At 73.9% G+C, this 17,060-nt stretch carries 18 protein-coding genes, 1 pseudogene and 1 riboswitch; of the genes and pseudogenes, 9 read left to right on the top strand and 10 right to left on the bottom strand.

Going from position 1 to position 17,060, the window contains the following annotated elements:
• Positions 1 to 239: 239 nt before the first annotated feature.
• Both ACSLIC_RS15170 and ACSLIC_RS15165 read left to right on the top strand, forming a co-directional pair.
• A complete protein-coding gene (locus ACSLIC_RS15170) occupies positions 240 to 1,472 on the top strand; it encodes a Cmx/CmrA family chloramphenicol efflux MFS transporter (RefSeq protein WP_436738225.1) in 1,233 nt (410 codons plus the stop codon).
• A 40-nt stretch (positions 1,473 to 1,512) separates the two neighbouring features.
• On the top strand, positions 1,513 to 2,628 hold the full coding sequence (locus tag ACSLIC_RS15165; protein ID WP_436738224.1) for a GNAT family N-acetyltransferase: 1,116 nt from the start codon (positions 1,513 to 1,515) through the stop codon (positions 2,626 to 2,628).
• An 18-nt stretch (positions 2,629 to 2,646) separates the two neighbouring features.
• Here the strand turns inward: ACSLIC_RS15165 and ACSLIC_RS15160 are convergent, their stop codons facing one another.
• The 3 genes and pseudogenes from ACSLIC_RS15160 to ACSLIC_RS15150 form a co-directional block, all read right to left on the bottom strand.
• Positions 2,647 to 2,922 (bottom strand): DUF4031 domain-containing protein, encoded by a 276-nt coding sequence (locus ACSLIC_RS15160; protein WP_436738223.1) that lies wholly within the window; start codon positions 2,920 to 2,922, stop codon positions 2,647 to 2,649.
• A 10-nt stretch (positions 2,923 to 2,932) separates the two neighbouring features.
• Positions 2,933 to 3,292, bottom strand: coding sequence for a hypothetical protein (locus tag ACSLIC_RS15155; RefSeq protein WP_436738222.1), 360 nt, complete (start codon positions 3,290 to 3,292; stop codon positions 2,933 to 2,935).
• Positions 3,293 to 3,510: 218 nt separating this feature from the next.
• Positions 3,511 to 3,843, bottom strand: a pseudogene (locus tag ACSLIC_RS15150) (hypothetical protein); the annotation flags it as partial.
• Positions 3,844 to 4,076: 233 nt separating this feature from the next.
• On the opposite strand from ACSLIC_RS15150, the gene ACSLIC_RS15145 reads away from it, so the two are divergent.
• The 5 genes from ACSLIC_RS15145 (at position 4,077) to ACSLIC_RS15125 (ending at position 9,493) form a co-directional block, all read left to right on the top strand.
• Complete coding sequence (locus ACSLIC_RS15145) at positions 4,077 to 5,000, top strand: MurR/RpiR family transcriptional regulator (protein WP_436738221.1); 924 nt, start codon at positions 4,077 to 4,079, stop codon at positions 4,998 to 5,000.
• 64 nt (positions 5,001 to 5,064) lie between these two features.
• Entirely contained in the window at positions 5,065 to 6,027 is a 963-nt protein-coding gene (gene murQ, locus ACSLIC_RS15140; protein ID WP_436738220.1) for an N-acetylmuramic acid 6-phosphate etherase, read from the top strand.
• Between the two features lie 36 nt (positions 6,028 to 6,063).
• Complete coding sequence (locus tag ACSLIC_RS15135) at positions 6,064 to 7,689, top strand: PTS transporter subunit EIIC (RefSeq protein WP_436738219.1); 1,626 nt, start codon at positions 6,064 to 6,066, stop codon at positions 7,687 to 7,689.
• A 78-nt stretch (positions 7,690 to 7,767) separates the two neighbouring features.
• Entirely contained in the window at positions 7,768 to 8,667 is a 900-nt protein-coding gene (locus tag ACSLIC_RS15130) for an oxidoreductase (RefSeq protein WP_436738218.1), read from the top strand.
• Between the two features lie 229 nt (positions 8,668 to 8,896).
• On the top strand, positions 8,897 to 9,493 hold the full coding sequence (locus tag ACSLIC_RS15125; protein WP_436738217.1) for a GNAT family N-acetyltransferase: 597 nt from the start codon (positions 8,897 to 8,899) through the stop codon (positions 9,491 to 9,493).
• 42 nt (positions 9,494 to 9,535) lie between these two features.
• Here the strand turns inward: ACSLIC_RS15125 and ACSLIC_RS15120 are convergent, their stop codons facing one another.
• Both ACSLIC_RS15120 and ACSLIC_RS15115 read right to left on the bottom strand, forming a co-directional pair.
• The gene (locus ACSLIC_RS15120) at positions 9,536 to 9,799 is read right to left on the bottom strand and encodes a hypothetical protein (RefSeq protein WP_436738216.1); all 264 of its coding nucleotides are present in this window, start codon (positions 9,797 to 9,799) and stop codon (positions 9,536 to 9,538) included.
• A complete protein-coding gene (locus ACSLIC_RS15115) occupies positions 9,796 to 10,038 on the bottom strand; it encodes a hypothetical protein (RefSeq protein WP_436738215.1) in 243 nt (80 codons plus the stop codon). The genes ACSLIC_RS15120 and ACSLIC_RS15115 overlap by 4 nt, the downstream gene beginning before the upstream one ends.
• Before the next feature lie 199 nt (positions 10,039 to 10,237).
• On the opposite strand from ACSLIC_RS15115, the gene ACSLIC_RS15110 reads away from it, so the two are divergent.
• Entirely contained in the window at positions 10,238 to 10,465 is a 228-nt protein-coding gene (locus tag ACSLIC_RS15110) for a hypothetical protein (protein ID WP_436738214.1), read from the top strand.
• 372 nt (positions 10,466 to 10,837) lie between these two features.
• Here ACSLIC_RS15110 and ACSLIC_RS15105 read toward each other — a convergent pair whose 3' ends face one another.
• From ACSLIC_RS15105 to thrC, 5 genes are all read right to left on the bottom strand, one after another.
• Positions 10,838 to 10,915: a 50S ribosomal protein bL37 gene (locus ACSLIC_RS15105; RefSeq protein ID WP_370454205.1), complete on the bottom strand. Its 78-nt coding sequence runs from the start codon at positions 10,913 to 10,915 to the stop codon at positions 10,838 to 10,840.
• A gap of 183 nt (positions 10,916 to 11,098) precedes the next feature.
• Positions 11,099 to 12,721, bottom strand: coding sequence for a chaperonin GroEL (gene groL / locus ACSLIC_RS15100; protein WP_436738213.1), 1,623 nt, complete (start codon positions 12,719 to 12,721; stop codon positions 11,099 to 11,101).
• 522 nt (positions 12,722 to 13,243) lie between these two features.
• Entirely contained in the window at positions 13,244 to 13,447 is a 204-nt protein-coding gene (locus ACSLIC_RS15095) for a cold-shock protein (protein WP_008747198.1), read from the bottom strand.
• A gap of 442 nt (positions 13,448 to 13,889) precedes the next feature.
• Positions 13,890 to 14,168 (bottom strand): MoaD/ThiS family protein, encoded by a 279-nt coding sequence (locus ACSLIC_RS15090; protein WP_436738212.1) that lies wholly within the window; start codon positions 14,166 to 14,168, stop codon positions 13,890 to 13,892.
• A 69-nt stretch (positions 14,169 to 14,237) separates the two neighbouring features.
• Positions 14,238 to 15,545, bottom strand: coding sequence for a threonine synthase (gene thrC / locus ACSLIC_RS15085; RefSeq protein ID WP_436738211.1), 1,308 nt, complete (start codon positions 15,543 to 15,545; stop codon positions 14,238 to 14,240).
• Between the two features lie 17 nt (positions 15,546 to 15,562).
• Positions 15,563 to 15,721, bottom strand: a riboswitch (SAM riboswitch).
• A 309-nt stretch (positions 15,722 to 16,030) separates the two neighbouring features.
• On the opposite strand from thrC, the gene ACSLIC_RS15080 reads away from it, so the two are divergent.
• Positions 16,031 to 17,050 carry a glucosyl-3-phosphoglycerate synthase gene (locus ACSLIC_RS15080; protein ID WP_436738210.1) on the top strand — a complete coding sequence of 340 codons (1,020 nt, stop codon included), beginning with the start codon at positions 16,031 to 16,033 and terminating at the stop codon, positions 17,048 to 17,050.
• Positions 17,051 to 17,060 lie beyond the last annotated feature (10 nt).

Genomic DNA, 17,060 nt, shown 5'->3' with positions numbered 1-17,060 from the left:
GCCGGGCACAGGCGGCGCCAGTTGTACGCACCGACCAAGTCCCGGGGCGCGCGCGGGACCTCCGACGCGCCCTCCGGAGGCGCGGGGAATGCCGTTCTCCCGGCGGCCGTTGCACCCACGTGTCCGATTCAGCTGAGCGCCATCGCGAGCCCGAGCCCGCCCACCCCCCAGCCCCCGCGAGCACCCCGAAGCAGCCGGCCGCCGCTCAGGAGCAGACCGGGCGACCCGCCCGGGAACGCATGCCCCTCGCCGTCTACGTCCTCGGCCTGGCCGTCTTCGCCCTCGGCACCAGCGAGTTCATGCTGTCGGGGCTGCTGCCGCCGATCGCGCGCGACATGGACGTCACCATTCCGCAGGCGGGGCTGCTGATCTCGGCGTTCGCCGTCGGCATGGTGGTGGGCGCCCCGCTGCTGGCGGTGGCGACGCTCCGGCTGCCGCGCCGGCTGACGCTGATCGCGCTCCTCACCGTCTTCGGCCTCGGCCAGGTCGCGGGCGCGCTCGCCCCCTCGTACGCCGTGCTGTTCGCCTCCCGGGTGGTCAGCGCGCTGGCCTGCGCCGGGTTCTGGGCGGTCGGGGCGGCCGTGGCCATCGCGATGGTGCCGGTCACCTCGCGGGCGCGGGCGATGGCCGTGATGCTCGGCGGGCTCTCCGTCGCCAACGTGCTCGGAGTGCCGATGGGCGCCTTCCTCGGCGACCAGCTCGGCTGGCGCTCGGCGTTCTGGGCCGTGGCGGGGGCCTCGGCGGTGGCGCTGATCGGGGTGGCGGCCCGGGTGCCGCATCTCCCGCGTCCGGCCGAGACGCCGGTGCTGCGCCGGGAGTCGGCGATCTACGCCGACCGGCAGGTGTGGCTCGCGATCCTCGCCACGGCCTTCGCGGCGGGCGGTGTCTTCTGCGCGTTCAGCTACATGGCGCCCCTGCTCACCGATGTCGCCGGGCTCGCCGAGTCCACGGTGCCGTGGGTGCTGGCGCTCTTCGGCGCGGGCGCGCTGGTGGGTACGGCGATCGGCGGGCGGGTGGCCGACGCTCACCTGTTCGGGGTGCTGCTGGGCGGCATGGCGGCCTCCGCCGTCTTCCTCACGGCCCTGGCCCTGCTCGCCTCCACGGCCGCCTTCGCCGTCGCCCTCTCCTTCCTGCTGGGCCTCTCCTCCTTCTTCACCGGCCCGGCTCTCAACGTCCGCATGTTCAACGTCGCGGGCGCCGCCCCCACCCTGGCCGGTGCCACCGCCACCGCCGCCTTCAACCTCGGCAACACCGGCGGCCCCTGGCTCGGCGGCACCGTCATCGACGCGGGCCTCGGCTACCCGTCCACCGCCTGGGCGGGCGCGGCCATGCTCCTGGCCGGCATCGCCGCCGTCACGCTCGCCCTGCGGCTGGGCAGGGGCGGCGGAAGCAGCCGGGTCGCGGCCCGGTCGGCCGGGCGCTCCGCCGACGCGCCCGGACCTCAGGCCGCACGGGCCCCCGGCCCCGCGTAAAACCCCTGCCGCGCACGGGGGCAGCGCCTACGCTCGGCCCATGCTGGAGATGGGCGCGGATCAGGTGGACGAGGCGGTCGCGGAGTGCGCGGAGCTGCTGCGGTCGGTCGCGGACCGGGACTGGGCGGTGCCGGCCGGCTCCCTGGAGTGGTCGGTGCGCCGCACGGTGGAACACGTGGCGGACGATCTCATCGCGTATGCCGGGCAGTTGACCGGCCGCGCCGCCTCCGGGTACGTCGGGTACGGCATCGCCCTCGACGAAGGGCTGAGCAACGAGGACGCGGCGGGCGTCGTCACCGCCACCGGCGGCCTGCTCTCGGCGGTGGTCCGCACGACCCCGCCGGGGGTGCGCGGCTGGCACTCCTTCGCGTACGGGGCCGGGGACCGGACGGGGTTCGCGGGGATGGGCGTCGCCGAGGTCCTGCTGCACACGTACGACATCGCGTGCGGGCTCGGGGTGGCGCGCTGGCGACCGCCGTCCCGGCTCAGCCAGTCGCTGCTGGCCCACCTCTTCCCGCACGTCCAGCCCGGCCCCGACCCGGCGCGCACCCTGCTGTGGGCGACCGGCCGCGCCGACCTCCCGGGGCGGCCCCGGGTCACCTCCTGGCACTGGCACAACGCGATCGTGCTCCCCGTCGAGGACGAGGAGGACGAGGAGGCGCCGGCCGTGCTGGAGCTGCGCGAACTCTCCCCGGCCGCCGCGATGGACCTGTCGGTGGGCGGCACCGCCGGCCACACCTGGCTCGGCGGCGACCCCGACGAGGGCAGCCGCGCGGCGGGCGCGATGGTGGCGCGGACGTACGCCCGGGGCACGCACCGGCCCGAATGGGGCACCTTCGTCCTCGTCCGGCTCCGCGACGAGCGGGCGCTCGGCACGATCGGCTTCCACGGCCCGCCCGACGAGAGGAACAGCGCCGAGGTCGGCTACGGCCTCCAGGAGCGGGCCCGAGGCCACGGCTACGCCACCGCCGCCCTGCGCACCCTCACCGCCTGGGGCCTGGGCCGGCCCGGCTCCCCGGCCTTGCGCGCCCGCGTCGACCCCGGCAACAAGGCGTCCCAGCACGTCCTGCGCCGCGCCGGTTTCACCCCGGCCGACCCACCGGTCGTCCAGGACCTGGCCGAGGGGCTGGACCTGCGGTACGAGCGGCGGGGCTGATCCCCGCCGCCCACGGTGCTATCCGCCGCCGCCCGCGCCCCACCGCTTGCGCCGCCTGAGCCCGGCCCGGGTCAGCAGCACCACCACCTCGCGGCTGGACACCTCGGCGGCCCCGGCCCGTACCGCGTCGGCGTAGCGGTGGGCGGGCAGGTCGTAGTGGTCCCGCTCGAAGGCGCGCGGCGGCACCCCGATCCGCGCCGCGAAGGCGTGCAGTTCCTCGTACGAGACGTCGCTGACCAGGTGCGACCAGAGGCGGCCGTGTCCGGGCCAGGCCGGCGGGTCGATGTAGATCACGGGCGCCCCGTCAGCCGGTGGCGCCGCCGAGCGAGCCGACCGGCGCGATCACGGCCCCGGCCTTGCCGCACACCCAGTGCGGGTCCTCACCCAACTCCGGCTCCACGTCCAGCGCGTGCGGGTCCTCCTCCCCGCACAGGGGGCAGAGCGGCCAGCGTCCCACCCGCTCCAGCAGGGCGTCCTGCACGTCCTGCGCGACCAGCCCGGTGACGTACGCGGCCCCCTCCGGCCACTGCTCCACCCACCACCGCCGCCCGGCCACCGCGTCCTCCACCAGATCAGCCTCCTCGGCCGACCGCGCCCCGAGATCAGCGAGGACCGCCGCCCGAGCGCCGTGCAGGGCCTGTTCCGTCCGCGCCATGTCGTTCATGGGTCCATTGTCCCCCGGAGGGGGCGGGGAGTGGCCGGTGACGCCGTGCCCGCGACCTCGACTGGGGCCGTCCACGTCCTCGGAACCCCGGAGCAGATCACAGAACGCCGCTACGCCGAACGGGAGTTCCGGGTCGGGACCTGACCGGTCCGGCATCCGGTACGCGCCCCAGCCGTCCGCACAGGCGGATCGCCGGGGCGAACGTGCACCGGGCCGGATCAGCGATTGACCGCCTGAACCTCCTGGACCGTCATCTCCCGCGTCGTCTCGAAGGTGCCGTCAGGGAGGACGCCCCGTGTGCCGCTCGATCCTTCCCAGGAGATCTCCCAGGTGACCGACGCCTTCAGTGCGTACGGCTCGCCGTTGGTGGCGCGGAGGTAGCGGATGCCGCAGGGCGGCGTGCTGTCGGCGTCGCCCTCGGTGTACGGCATGCCGATCGAGCCGTCGCCGTTGATCCGGCAGTCGCCGGAGGCGGGGTACGTGCGGGCGTCCGCGGTCCCCGGCTCCAGGCGCAGGCCGACCGGCTTCGCGGTGGTCTCGGCCCGGACTCCAGACGACACGGGGGGGCAACTCGGACGGACCAAAGCTCTCCAGGCGGCGTACGGGCGCACCAGTCGAGATTCCGCACTCTCCCGGCAACCCGCCCGGCCCGGCCGGCTCGTTCGGGAGGCGCCGCGAAGGCGGGGCCGTCGGGGCTCTCCGCACATCTGGCCGGGCCGGCGAACCCTCCCCGATCGCCCTCCCCGCCCTTGCCAAACCCCCGGTCTGAAAATACCTTCCAAACGTGAGCAGCAACGTGAAGGAAAGTTTCGGACGGTCCGCCCCGCCCGCGCCGGCGGCGCTTGCGGCCAAGGTCAGGACGTTGGGGCCGTCGATGACGCGGTCGGTGCAGCGGGTGGCGGAGGCGGTGGCCCAGGACCCGGCGGGGTGTTCGGCGTTGACCGTGACCGGGTTGGCGGAGCTGACCGGGACCAGTGAGGCGACCGTGGTGAGGACGGCGCGGCTGCTGGGGTATCCGGGGTACCGGGACCTCAGGCTCGCGCTGGCGGGGCTCGCCGCGCAGCAGGAGTCGGGGCAGTCGCCGGCCGTGACCGCCGACATCGCGGTGGACGACTCGCTGGCGGACGTGGTGGCGAAGCTGGCCTACGACGAGCGGCAGACCCTCGCCGACACCGCCGCCGGACTGGACACCGCGCAGCTCGCGGCGTGCGTGGACGCGCTCGCGGGGGCGCGCCGGATCGACCTCTACGGCATCGGGGCCTCGGGGCTGGTCGCCCAGGACCTGGCGCAGAAGCTGCTGCGGATAGGTCTGATCGCCCACGCCCACGCCGACCCGCACCTCGCGGTGACCAACGCCGTGCAGCTGCGCCCGCGTGACGTGGCGATCGCCATCACCCACTCCGGCACGACCGGCGACGTGATCGAGCCGCTGCGCACCGCCTTCGAGCGGGGTGCCACCACGATCGCGGTGACCGGGCGGCCCGACGGCGCCGTCTCCCAGTACGCCGACCACCTGCTGACCACCTCCACGGCGCGCGAGAGCGAGCTGCGGCCGGCCGCCATGTCGTCCAGGACCAGCCAGCTCCTGGTCGTCGACTGCCTCTTCGTGGGGGTCGCCCAGCGTACGTACGAGACGGCGGCGCCCGCGCTGTCCGCCTCGTACGAGGCGCTGGCGCACCGCCACGACCCGCGCTCGGCGCGTCGCTGACTCCGTACGCACCGCCCGGCCGCACCCCGCACCCCGCACCCACGTACCGAAAGAGCCCGTTCCGATGACCGACACCACCGCCCGTGAAGACGTCCCGTCCGACGAGGGTCTCCGTGCCCAGCTGGAGACGCTGACCACCGAGGCGTTCCGGCCGGAGCTGGCCGAGATCGACCGGCTCTCCACGCTGGAGATCGCCCGCACCATGAACGCGGAGGACGCCACCGTGCCCGGCGCCGTGGCGCGGGTGCTCCCCGAGATCGCCGCCGCCATCGACCAGATCGCGGAGCGGATGGCGCGGGGCGGACGGCTGATCCACGCGGGCGCCGGTACGGCCGGACGGCTCGGCGTGCTGGACGCGAGCGAGTGCCCGCCCACGTTCAACACCGACCCCGCCGAGGTCGTCGGCCTCATCGCGGGCGGCCCCCGCGCCCTGGTCACCTCGGTCGAGGGGGCCGAGGACAGCGCGGAGCTGGCCGCCGAGGACCTGGCCGAACTGGCGCTCACCGCCGACGACACGGTGGTCGGGATCTCCGCCTCGGGCCGCACCCCGTACGCGGTCGGCGCCGTGGAGTACGCCCGGCGGGCCGGAGCGCTCACCGTCGGGCTCTCCTGCAACGCGGGCAGCGCGCTGGCAGCCGCCGCCGACCACGGCATCGAGGTCGTGGTGGGGCCGGAGCTGCTGACCGGCTCGACCCGGCTGAAGTCCGGCACCGCGCAGAAGCTCGTGCTGAACATGGTCTCGACGCTGACCATGATCCGGCTCGGCAAGACGTACGGGAACCTCATGGTCGACGTGCGCGCCTCCAACGAGAAGCTGCGCGCCCGCTCGCGCCGGATCGTCGCGCTGGCCACCGGCGCCGGGGACGAGGAGATCGAGGCGGCACTGGCCGCCACCGGCGGCGAGGTGAAGAACGCCATCCTCACGGTGCTCGGCGGGGTCGACGCCGCCACCGCCGACCGCCTGCTCACCGACGCCCGGGGCCACCTGCGGGAGGCGCTCGCCGCCGCCCGCCCCGGCACCACCTGACCGCGCCACCCCCCGCACAGCAAGGCAGCACGCACCATGGCTGAGAACAAGAACCGCGCCCTCGCCGCCGCGATCCTCCCCCTTGTCGGCGGCGCCGCCAACGTCATCACCGTCGTCCACTGCATGACCCGGCTCCGGCTGGGCCTCGCGGACCGCACGCTCGTCCAGGACGAGGCGCTCAAGGCCGTGCCCGGCGTGCTGGGCGTGGTCGAGGACGACACGTACCAGATCGTCCTCGGGCCGGGGACGGTCGCCCGGGTCACGCCGGAGTTCGAGGCACTGGTGGAGGAGGAGCGGGCCGCCGCGCCCGCGCCCGCCCCCGGACCGGAGACCGCCCCCGGTGCCGCCTCCCCCGAGCCGCACCCGGTGACCGCCGGAGAGCTGGCGGCGCGCGGGGCCGAGATCAGGGCGGCCCGCAAGGCGCGCAACGCCACGCCGGTCAAGCTGTTCCTGCGCCGCGTCGCCGACATCTTCGTGCCGCTGATCCCGGCCCTGATCGGCTGCGGCATCATCGCGGGCGTCAACGGCCTGCTGGTCAACCTCGGCTGGGCGCCGGGCGTGACCCCGGCGCTCGGCGCGCTCGCCTCCGGCTTCATGGCGCTGATCGCGGTCTTCGTCGGCTACAACACGGCGAAGGAGTTCGGCGGTACGCCGATCCTGGGCGGCGCGGTCGCGTCGATCATCGTGTTCCCGGGGATCGGCGACGTCGAGGTGTTCGGGTCGAAGCTCTCGCCCGGGCAGGGCGGGGTGCTGGGCGCGCTGGGGGCCGCGGTCCTCGCGGTGTACGTGGAGCGGTGCTGCCGACGCTGGGTGCCGGAGGCGGTGGACGTCCTCCTCACGCCGACCGTCACGGTGCTCGTCTCCGGCCTGGTCACCGTCTTCGGCCTGATGTTCGCCGCCGGGCGGATCGCCTCCGGCATCGGCACCGGCGCCGACTGGCTGCTGGAGAACACCGGCGCCTTCGCCGGGTTCGTCCTCGGTGGGCTCTTCCTGCCGCTGGTCATGCTCGGCCTGCACCAGGCGCTCATCCCCATCCACACCACCCTGATCGAGTCGCAGGGTTACACCGCGCTGCTGCCGATCCTCGCCATGGCCGGCGCCGGGCAGGTCGGCTGCGCCGTCGCCGTCTACCTGCGGCTGCGCCGCAACGCCTCGCTGCGCCGGACGATCCGCTCGGCGCTGCCGGCCGGCGTCCTCGGCGTCGGCGAGCCGCTGATCTACGGGGTCTCGCTGCCGCTGGGCCGCCCGTTCGTCACGGCCTGCGTCGGCGGCGCGGCCGGCGGTGCCTTCATCGGCGCCTTCTCGATGCTCGGCGACACCGTCGGCTCCACGGCGATCGGCCCGTCCGGCTGGGCGCTCTTCCCCCTCCTCGCGGGCACCCGGGACCTCGGCCCGCTCATCGCCGTCTACGGCGGCGGCCTGGTCGCCGGCTACCTGGTCGGCTTCCTCGCCACGTACTTCTTCGGCTTCAGCAAGCAGATGCTCACCGACCTCAACGCCGAGGCCGGGGAGTCCGGCGGGGCCCGCGCCGAGGCGGAGCCGACGGACGCGGGGCCGGACCAGGACCCGGGGAGCCCGGGCCCGGGGGGCGCGGCCGACCCGCCCGGCCGCCGCCCGGGGACGCCTCCGGCCCCGGCACCGGCCCCCGCGCCGAGCAGCTGACCCCTGCGGTCCCCAACACCGCGTCACGTGTGCGCGAAAGCGCCACCCTGGAACCGTACGCCTGCTTGAATCCAGCCCATGACCACGACCACACCCCGCCCCTCGGCCCTGGATTCCGGCACCTGGCAGCTCGCCGACGACCTGCCCGCGGTCCGCCGCGTCGGCTTCGGCGCGATGCGGCTGCCCGGCCCCCTCGACGGGCCCGGCACCGACCGCGAGCGCGCGCTGAGGGTGCTGCGCCGCGCGGTGGAGCTGGGGGTCAACCACCTCGACACGGCCGCCTTCTACTTCTCCACCACCCGGTCCGCCAACGAGCTGATCAACGCCGCCCTCGCCCCCTACGCCGAGGACCTGGTCATCGTCACCAAGGTCGGCCCTGGGCGGGACACCTGGGGCGAGTGGCAGTGGGCGTCGCCCCGGCAGTTGCGCGGCCAGGTCGAGGAGAACCTGCGCCAGCTCGGCCGCGACCACCTCGACGTGGTCAACTTCCGCGTCAAGCGCCAGCAGACCACCCAGTCGCTCGCCGACCACGTCGGCGCCCTCGCCGAACTCCGCGAGGCCGGCCTCGTCCGCCACCTCGGCGTCTCCAACGTCCGCCCCGACCATCTCGCCGAGGCTCGCGCCATCGCCCCCGTGGTCTGCGTGCAGAACCCGTACGGAGTAGGTGCGAGCGTCCAGGAGCAGGAGTTCGTCCAGGAGTGCGGCGAGGCGGGCATCGCCTACGTCCCGTTCTTCTCCGTCGCCGGCGCCCGCCGCGAGGCCGGCGCCGGCGAGCCGGGCGAGGCCGTCCGCGAGGTCGCCGAGGCGCACGGCGCGACGCCGGCCCAGGTCAAGCTGGCCTGGACGCTCCAGCAGGGCCCGCACGTCCTCGCCATCCCGGGCACCACCGATCCGGCGCACCTGGAGGAGAACGTGGCGGCGGGCTCCCTGCACCTGAGCGAGGCGGAGTTGGCGCGGCTGGGGACGCCGGACGCCTGACGCCGCGGCGGCCCACCCACCGCGCCCCGGCGCCGGGTCGTGGCGCGATGGCCGTACGAGGAGTCGGCCCCGTCGGCGTGGCCGTCCCCGGCCTGGGGGCCGCCACCCGCTTCCTGGTCGGCGCGCTGCCGAGCCCCGCCGCCCGGGACCGGTACCGGGGAACTCCTCGACGGGCCGATGCCCGACTCCCCCATGGGCCGCCCCCGTTCTGCGGCGTACCCTCGGCCGGATGAGCGAGCCCGACACCCCCGCCCCCGTCCCGGACGCCCTCCTCCCCGGCGGTGCCCTGATGCGGCTCGTACGCCCGGACGACGCCCCCGCCCTGCTCGCCGCGTACCGGCGCAACGCCGCCCACCTCGCCCCGACCGAGCCCCGGCGCGGCGCGCGCTTCGCCACGTCGGCCGGGCAGGCCGAGCGGATCGCGGGGCAGTTGCGGGAGTGGGAGGCGGGCCGGGCGGTGCCGTGGGTGCTGGACGGCTCCGGTGTCCCGGGGGCCCACCCGGTGCTCGGCACCCTCACGTTCACCGGCGTCGTCCGGGGCCCGCTGCTCAGCGCCTCGGTCGGCTACTGGGTGGACCGGGAGCACACCGGACGCGGCCTCGCCGGGCAGGCGCTCGCCCACGCCGTGGCGTACGCCCGCGACACGCTCGGCCTGCACCGGCTGGAGGCGGGCACCCTGCTGGACAACACCGCCTCCCAACGCGTCCTGCTCCGTGCCGGCTTCACCTGGTACGGAACCGCCCCGGACTACCTGCACATCGCGGGTGCCTGGCGCGACCACCACCGCTACCAGCTGATCCTCGGCGAGGTGGAACCCCAGCCGTGACGGGCGCGCCGGTCCCCCGTGACCGGCGCGCCCCGGCCCGGCTCAGGGGAGCCTCCCCTCCCAGTTGATCTCCCGCACCTTGGCGCGCAGCACCTCCTTGCGGTCGGCGGCCCGCACCGCGCGCGGCGGGCAGTCCCACTCCTTGCCGCCACCGGGCGGCCGGAGCTGGATGTACGGGCCCTCGCTGCCCATGACCCGGCCGAGACGGCCGTCCCGGACATCGACGGCGAAGGCGCCGACCACCCACACGGCCTCGGGCACCTCCGGCTCGTCGGCGTCGGCGCAGCAGGCATCGTCGTCGCTCATCGCTGCCGAGCCCCCTCCAGGACGGCGCTGAGCCGGTCGGCGGTCTCGACGTTGCACCGCCCGAGGTCGACGAGCGGAGCGGGGTCGTTCCCCGCGCTCGACACCGGCTCCAGCCGCAGCGACGGCAGGATGATCCCGGCCTCCGCCAGCCCGGCGCGGAGCCGGTCCACCGCCTCCTGAGCGGCCCCCACCCGATCGGTGGTCCTGCCGTGCGCCTCCGTGCCCTTCACGGCGCTCACTCCCTCTCCATCGTCCACGCTCTGTAGCGAGCTAGCCCACACAGCGTGTTCAACGCGCCGAGGCCCCCGACAGTGGCGCTCCTCCCCACATCCGGGGGTAGCAGCAGGCACATCCGGGGGTGGCGGGGGCGCGCGGAGCCCGTCAGGCAACCGCCCCGCACACCCCCCGCCGGGCCGCCGCACGCCCGTGTGCCGGGGGATGGGCGCCACGGCCGCGCCCCGCCCCGGCACCGCCCCCGAAGGAGCGGGCGCCCCGTACGGGCCGGCCGCGGGCGGCGCGCGGTCCGTGTACGACCACCGCGATCCGCTGGGCCTCGCCCTGATGCCGCCGGCGCCGCTCACCGCGCTCGGCGGCATCCTCCCCCTGCGCGACTCCGGCAGTTGGAGCCGCGAGGGGACTGCGGGACGCGGTCCGCACGGCGACTGAGGGGACGGGCCGGCCCCGCACGTCCACCACCGCGACCTCGGCTACGGCCTGGTCGCCGGAGGACGCCGTCGACCGGCAGCCGGGCACACCGCCCATCGGCTCCCGCGTCCACCGCGGCACCGGCCCGGACCGCACCGCACCGCCCCACCGTGACCGGCTCCGGCACCTGCGCCGCGCACCGCCTCCACGCGTACGGGGGCCACGACGCTGCCGCCGACCGGTCGATCCTCCACGCCCCGGCCGACTACGGCCCCGCCGACCCGGAACGCACGACGCCCCCGTCTGCCGCCTGCGGCGGTGTGACGGGGGCGTCGTGCCGGTGGTCCCGGGCGCTTCGGGGTCTCCCCCGGCCTCAGGACCGCCGCACGGAAATCAGGACTGCGGCCTCTTGCCGTGGTTGGCGCCGTTCTTGCGGCGAGCCTTCTTCTTACGGCGACGCTTGGAGGACATGACCGCGCTCCCTTCTCTCGAACGATGCTTGGGCCGTGAGGCCGGGTCCACCCTCGCACATCGGGGTGCCGGAAGCGATCCCCGATGCGGGCAGCACGAACGCCACCGGGGCGGCATCCCTCGTAAGAGGGACACCGCCCCGGTGGGCGTGGTGTCGGACGGGCCGACCGGAAGCGGGTCCGGTCAGAAGTCCATGTCACCGCCGGGCATGCCACCCGGGGCAGCGGCGGCGGCCTTCTCCGGCTTGTCGGCGATGACGGCCTCGGTGGTGAGGAAGAGGGCGGCGATCGACGCGGCGTTCTGGAGCGCGGAACGCGTCACCTTGGCCGGGTCGAGGATGCCCTCGGCGATCATGTCGACGTACTCGCCGGTCGCGGCGTTGAGGCCGTGGCCCACGGAGAGGTTGCGCACCTTCTCCACGACCACGCCGCCCTCCAGGCCGCCGTTGACGGCGATCTGCTTGAGCGGGGCCTCCAGGGCCAGCTTGACGGCGGCGGCACCGGTGGCCTCGTCGCCCTCCAGCTCCAGCTTCTCGAAGACCGAGGTCGCCTGGAGCAGAGCCACGCCACCACCGGCGACGATGCCCTCCTCGACGGCGGCCTTGGCGTTGCGCACCGCGTCCTCGATGCGGTGCTTGCGCTCCTTCAGCTCCACCTCGGTGGCGGCGCCGGCCTTGATGACGGCCACGCCGCCGGCCAGCTTCGCCAGACGCTCCTGGAGCTTCTCGCGGTCGTAGTCCGAGTCGCTGTTCTCGATCTCGGCGCGGATCTGCGCGACGCGGCCGTTGACCTGGTCGCTGTCGCCGGCACCGTCGACGATCGTGGTCTCGTCCTTGGTGATGACCACCTTGCGGGCGCGGCCCAGCAGGTCGAGACCGGCGTTCTCCAGCTTGAGGCCGACCTCCTCGGAGATGACCGTGCCGCCCGTGAGGATGGCGATGTCACCGAGCATGGCCTTGCGGCGGTCGCCGAAGCCCGGGGCCTTGACGGCGACGGACTTGAAGGTGCCGCGGATCTTGTTGACCACCAGGGTCGACAGGGCCTCGCCCTCGACGTCCTCGGCGATGATCAGCAGCGGCTTGCCCGACTGCATGACCTTCTCCAGCAGCGGGAGGAGGTCCTTCACGTTGCCGATCTTGGAGTTGACGATGAGGATGTACGGGTCGTCGAGCGACGCCTCCATCCGCTCCATGTCGGTGGCGAAGTACGCCGAGATGTAGCCCTTGTCGAAGCGCATACCCTCGGTGAGCTCAAGCTCCAGACCGAAGGTCTGGGACTCCTCGACGGTGATGACGCCTTCCTTGCCGACCTTGTCCATGGCCTCGGCGATCAGCTCGCCGATCTGGGTGTCGGCGGCGGAGATGGAGGCGGTGGAGGCGATCTGCTCCTTGGTCTCCACGTCCTTCGCCTGCTCCAGCAGCGCGGAGGAGACGGCCTCGACGGCCTTCTCGATGCCGCGCTTCAGGGCCATCGGGTTGGCACCCGCGGCGACGTTGCGCAGACCCTCGCGGACGAGCGCCTGGGCCAGGACGGTCGCGGTCGTCGTGCCGTCACCGGCGACGTCGTCCGTCTTCTTCGCGACCTCCTTGACCAGCTCGGCGCCGATCTTCTCGTAGGGGTCTTCGAGCTCGATCTCCTTGGCGATGGAGACACCATCGTTGGTGATCGTGGGGGCGCCCCACTTCTTCTCGAGGACGACGTTGCGGCCCTTGGGGCCGAGGGTGACCTTGACGGCGTCGGCGAGCTGGTTCATCCCGCGCTCGAGACCGCGCCGCGCCTCCTCGTCGAACGCGATGATCTTGGCCATGTGAAGTGGTCCTCCCAGGACTGGGGGTCCCCCCGGACTCTGTCTGGGGGAGGGTGGATACTCCGGACCGTGTTGGCGCCCGCGACGGACGGCCTGCCTGCCTCGCGGTTCCTTGCCCCGCGCGGCCTGCGGGCCTCACCGACCCGGTCCTTCTGTCACTCTCACTCGGAGAGTGCTAACGCAATAATTAGCACTCGGGGTAGGAGAGTGCAAGGCGCTAGGGGCCTTCGGCCCCGCGCCCGTCGGCTGGGGGTGCCCTGTCCGCGCCGGCGGATGCGGGTGGCCTCAGACGCCGGCCGGGCTGTCTTTTGACGAGCCGTCCGCTCGCCGGCGGGCCTCAAAGACGGCCTCAAGCGCCGGCCGGGCCGCCTATAGCCCGGCCGGCGCTTGAGGCCACCAGCCCGGTCGGCGTCTGAGGCCACCAGCCCGGTCGGCGTTCGAGGTCGCCCCGTCGGGCATGGCAGAGGGCCCGCCCCCGGTGACGGGAGCGGGCCCTCTGGTGAGTGTGGTGCGGTCGGCGCCTCAGGCAGCCGCGCGGACCATGTCCGCCTGCGGCCCCTTCTGACCCTGCGAGATCTCGAATTCGACCCTCTGACCCTCTTCAAGGGTGCGGTAGCCGTCCATCTGGATCGCGCTGTAGTGGACGAATACATCCGCACCACCGTCGACCGCGATGAAGCCGTAGCCCTTCTCCGCGTTGAACCACTTGACGGTGCCCTGAGCCATGCCTAACTCCCCTATTACTGGCCCTTGCACAGGCCCGCACTTCGCGGACCCGGGTCAGACCTCACCCCCCAACCTTCGGTCGGGGGTGTGCGCCGGAACGCGTCGACCGCCGCTGAATGTATCTGCCCAACTGCCGTCTGCAACAGGTCAGTCGGACGAGAAATCCGAAGGCCGGGGACGGACGGAAACGGGAGGATGCGCCGGAGTTCCGGGCAAGTCGGGCCCGGCAAAAGGCGCGCATGGGGGCGAATGGCCGGGCTACTTTGCCTGCAGTCCGCCGGAGGGAGAACGGCGGCTCATATGCTCCTGGCACAAACACGGGAGCCTGTTCCCCAACTCTATCGCGCTCAACCATGCAGAATTGCCCCCTCCGCTTTCCCGGGAGGGAATGGAGCGGAGAGGGCAATTCGGTGGCGCGGGTGGTTCCGCGGGCGCGGGAGGCTCAGCAGCCGCCGGCCACCGCCGGGATGATCGAGACGCCGGCGCCGTCGGGCGTGGCGGTCTCAAGGCCCTGCTCGAAGCGGACGTCGTCGTCGTTGACGTAGACGTTGACGAAGCGGCGCAGCCTGCCCTGGTCGTCGAGGACGCGGGCGGCGATGCCGGCGTGGTTCTCCTCCAGGTCGGCGATGACCTCGGCGAGGGTGGCGCCCTCGGCGGGGACCTCGGACCGGCCGCCGGTGTAGGTGCGCAGGATGGTGGGGATGCGGACGTTGACGCTCATGGGACAGCCTTCCGGGAGTTGGGGCGGCGGGACGGGCGGGGGCGCGTCACGGACGCGCGGGCGACGGCGTCAGGAGGTGGCGAGACCGGCGGCGCGGAAGGCGTCCAGGTCTGGCCGGATGGTCGCGGTCGGGCCGGTGGTGGGCGCCACGGCGTCCAGGGTCTTGAGGCCGTCGCCGGTGTTGAGGACGACGGTGGTGAGGGACGGGTCGATCCGCCCGGCCCCGATGAGCTTGCGGGTGACGCCGACCGTCACGCCGCCCGCGGTCTCCGCGAAGATCCCCTCGGTACGGGCGAGCAGCTTGATGGCGTCGACCACCTGCGCGTCGTCCACGTCCTCGACGGCGCCTCCGGTGCGGCGGGCGATGTCCAGGACGTACGGGCCGTCGGCCGGGTTGCCGATGGCCAGCGACTTGGCGATGGTGTCGGGCTTCTGCGGGCGGACCACGTCGTGCCCGGCCTTGTAGGCGGTGGAGACCGGCGAGCAGCCCTCGGCCTGGGCGCCGAAGATCTTGTACGGACGGTCCTCGACCAGCCCGAGCGCGATCAGCTCCTTGAACCCCTTGTCGATCTTGGTCAGCTGCGAGCCGGAGGCGACCGGGATCACGATCTGGTCGGGCAGCCGCCAGCCGAGCTGCTCCGCGATCTCGTACGCGAGGGTCTTGGAGCCCTCGCCGTAGTACGGGCGCAGGTTGACGTTGACGAAGCCCCAGCCCTCGCCGAGGGGGTCGCCGATCAGCTCGGAGCAGAAGCGGTTCACGTCGTCGTAGTTGCCCTCGATGCCGACCAGGTCGCCGCCGTAGACCGCGGCCATGACGACCTTGCCCTGTTCCAGGTCGTGCGGGATGAAGACGCAGGAGCGGAACCCGGCGCGGGCGGCGGCGGCGCCGACGGCTCCGGCGAGGTTGCCCGTGGAGGAGCAGGACAGGGTGGTGAAGCCGAAGGCGCGGGCGGCCTCGACGGCGATGGCGACGACGCGGTCCTTGAAGGAGTGGGTCGGGTTGCCGGAGTCGTCCTTGACGTACAGGCCGCCGGTGACGCCCAGCTCGGCGGCGAGGTGGTCGGCCTTGACCAGCTGGGTGAAGCCCGGGTTCAGGCTGGGCCTGGTGGCGACGTCGGCGGGGACGGGCAGCAGCGGGGCGTACCGCCAGATGTTGTCCGGCCCGGCCTCGATGGCGGCGCGCAGGGCCTCGGGGGCGCCGGTGGGGAGGGCGTAGGCGACCTCCAGGGGCCCGAAACAGCTCACGCAGGCGAAGACGGGGCCGAGCGGGAAGCGCTCGCCGCACTCGCGGCAGGAGAGGGCGGCGGCGGGACCGAGGTCGACCGCGGGGGCGTCCTGCGAGGGGGTGGCGGGGGTGGCGACGGTGTGCACAGCCATGACGGCGAGGCCCTTTCTCCTCATCTTCCTCGCGACGCATCTCGCCGCGAGACGGAATTGGCACCTTCCCGAGCCGGGAGCCTCGCCGGACGCGGGTGGAACACGCGCCGGGAGTACCGACCGGAGGGTTGCCGGGGCTTCAACGGGCCGTGTCCCTCTGCCCCTCTGGATGAGCGGTATGGCGTCGGTTCCCTTGTCTGACAAGGCCGAACGCGTTTGTCGGGCGCGGAACCGGCGTCTTTCGACATGCGGTGGTCACGCGCGCTGTTCAAGACTGTAACGGACGGCCCGGACGGTCGAGTGGGTCGTCCGAACCGCGAGATGGGGCCCCGGGCACCGGCAGCGCCGCCGGCCGCAGCCCCGCTCGTCGTCGGCCGCCCTTCGGCGTATCGCCCTCCCGCGAGGACGCGCGAAGGCCCGGGAGATCATGGGAGAACACCTAGGACATGGCCTCGGACATGACCCGGAGACGAGGGGACGATCACGTGCTCGAAGAGGTGGAGCGCTGGCTCACCAGGCGGTCCTGGTCCGCCGCCGACCGGCCGCTGAGCGCACTGGCCGCCGCCAAACGCGGCAGCGGCACCACGGTCAGCGTGGTGCTGCCGGCCCTGAACGAGGAGGCGACGGTCGGGGCGATCGTGGCGGAGATCCGCCGCTCGCTCATGGAGGCCGTGCCGCTCGTCGACGAACTCGTGGTGATCGACTCCGGTTCCACCGACCGCACCTCCGAGGAGGCCGCCGCCGCCGGGGCCCGGGTCGTGCACCGCGACGCGATCCTGCCGCGGCTGCCCGCCGTGCCCGGCAAGGGCGAGGTGCTGTGGCGGTCGCTGATGGTCACCAGCGGTGACATCGTCTGCTTCGTCGACGCCGACCTGAAGGACTTCTCGCCCGACTTCGTCTCGGGCATCGTCGGCCCGCTGCTGACCGATGCGGACGTCGACTTCGTCAAGGCGATGTACGACCGCCCGCTCGGCTCGGCCCCGGGCCAGGGCGGCCGGGTCACCGAGCTGATGGCCCGCCCGGTGCTCAATCTGCACTGGCCGCGCCTCGCGGGCTTCGTCCAGCCGCTGGGCGGCGAGTACGCGGTCCGCCGCGGCCTGCTGGAGCAGCTGCCCTTCCCCGTCGGCTACGGCGTGGAGCTGGGCCTGCTGGTGGACGCCCTGCACACGGTGGGCCTGGACGCGCTGGCCCAGGTCGACGTGGGCGTCCGCGTCCACCGCCACCAGGACGGCCTGGCGCTGGGCCGCATGGCCGCCGCCATCTACCGCACGGCCCAGCTCCGGCTGGCCCGCGGCCACCTGGTCCGCCCGGAACTGACCCAGTTCGAACGCGGCGACGACGGCTTCGTCGCCCACACGGCCAAAGTCGACACCGAGGAGCGTCCCCCGATGGTCGAGGTCGCCGAGTACCGCGGCGGGCGCCTCGCCGAGGCCCCACCGGCCCCGCTCCCGGAACACACCGCCCACACCCGCGTCCCGGACCCGTACCACCGGCGGACGGGATGAGCCAAGGTCC

Source organism: Streptomyces sp. BBFR102, assembly GCF_051397025.1.
Taxonomy (GTDB): domain Bacteria; phylum Actinomycetota; class Actinomycetes; order Streptomycetales; family Streptomycetaceae; genus Streptomyces.
Note: the sequence above shows the minus strand (reverse complement) of the source record. Positions and strands in the feature narration are given on the sequence as shown.

Coding starts and splice junctions, on each gene's coding strand:
- ACSLIC_RS15170 (WP_436738225.1), top strand. CDS start 240: ATGCCCCTCGCCGTCTACGTCCTCGGCCTGGCCGTCTTCGCCCTCGGC.
- ACSLIC_RS15165 (WP_436738224.1), top strand. CDS start 1,513: ATGCTGGAGATGGGCGCGGATCAGGTGGACGAGGCGGTCGCGGAGTGC.
- ACSLIC_RS15155 (WP_436738222.1), bottom strand. CDS start 3,292: ATGAACGACATGGCGCGGACGGAACAGGCCCTGCACGGCGCTCGGGCG.
- murQ (WP_436738220.1), top strand. CDS start 5,065: ATGACCGACACCACCGCCCGTGAAGACGTCCCGTCCGACGAGGGTCTC.
- ACSLIC_RS15135 (WP_436738219.1), top strand. CDS start 6,064: ATGGCTGAGAACAAGAACCGCGCCCTCGCCGCCGCGATCCTCCCCCTT.
- ACSLIC_RS15130 (WP_436738218.1), top strand. CDS start 7,768: ATGACCACGACCACACCCCGCCCCTCGGCCCTGGATTCCGGCACCTGG.
- ACSLIC_RS15125 (WP_436738217.1), top strand. CDS start 8,897: ATGAGCGAGCCCGACACCCCCGCCCCCGTCCCGGACGCCCTCCTCCCC.
- ACSLIC_RS15120 (WP_436738216.1), bottom strand. CDS start 9,799: ATGAGCGACGACGATGCCTGCTGCGCCGACGCCGACGAGCCGGAGGTG.
- ACSLIC_RS15110 (WP_436738214.1), top strand. CDS start 10,238: ATGGGCGCCACGGCCGCGCCCCGCCCCGGCACCGCCCCCGAAGGAGCG.
- ACSLIC_RS15105 (WP_370454205.1), bottom strand. CDS start 10,915: ATGTCCTCCAAGCGTCGCCGTAAGAAGAAGGCTCGCCGCAAGAACGGC.
- groL (WP_436738213.1), bottom strand. CDS start 12,721: ATGGCCAAGATCATCGCGTTCGACGAGGAGGCGCGGCGCGGTCTCGAG.
- ACSLIC_RS15095 (WP_008747198.1), bottom strand. CDS start 13,447: ATGGCTCAGGGCACCGTCAAGTGGTTCAACGCGGAGAAGGGCTACGGC.
- ACSLIC_RS15090 (WP_436738212.1), bottom strand. CDS start 14,168: ATGAGCGTCAACGTCCGCATCCCCACCATCCTGCGCACCTACACCGGC.
- thrC (WP_436738211.1), bottom strand. CDS start 15,545: ATGGCTGTGCACACCGTCGCCACCCCCGCCACCCCCTCGCAGGACGCC.